The organism is Pseudarthrobacter sp. C1, from assembly GCF_034720455.1.
Lineage (GTDB): Bacteria > Actinomycetota > Actinomycetes > Actinomycetales > Micrococcaceae > Arthrobacter.
On record NZ_JAYESK010000028.1, the window covers coordinates 1 to 477 of the forward strand.

Consider the following 477-nt stretch of genomic DNA (forward strand, 5'->3'; position numbering starts at 1 on the left):
TGGCTGAGTCTGCTGTGCCCATGATTTTCTCCTTCACGCCGGTGACCGCGTCTTTTACTTTGTCGGTTTGGCGGTGGACGATGTTGGACGGGGTGACTTTGTCGGCGACCGCGTCAACGTTGGTGCCCAGGCGGGCGCGGGTGGCTTCTATGTCTGAACGGATTGCGTCCGGGTTATCGCTCATCGGTTTACCTCACCTGGTTTTAGGGTTGGGGGAATTTCGGACAGGGTCTCGCCGGTCTGGGGCAGGCCCTTGATCTGTTTGAGTTCCTTGCGCCCGATCGAGGCCAGGACCGCGGCGGTGATGCCCCAGACCACGGCGACGATCAGGGCGGCCCAGCCCAGGGGCATCAGGGCGCCGAGGGCGAACATCAGGGCCAGGGACAGGAAGACGAGCACGAAGTGCCCGGCCACGCCTGCGCCGGCGAGCATGCCCGAGCCCTTGCCGGCCTTGGTGGCGGATTGTTTGAGTTCGGC

The 477-nt window shown here is 64.2% G+C and carries 2 protein-coding genes; both read right to left on the reverse strand.

Annotation, left to right across the window (positions count from 1 at the left end; genetic code table 11):
- The coding region (locus tag U7114_RS19300; RefSeq protein ID WP_323058269.1) for a DUF3618 domain-containing protein at positions 1 to 184 on the reverse strand (184 nt) is incomplete at its 3' end.
- Positions 181 to 477: phage holin family protein (locus tag U7114_RS19305; protein ID WP_323058270.1), on the reverse strand; the 297-nt coding region annotated here is incomplete at its 5' end. The genes U7114_RS19300 and U7114_RS19305, both read right to left, overlap by 4 nt.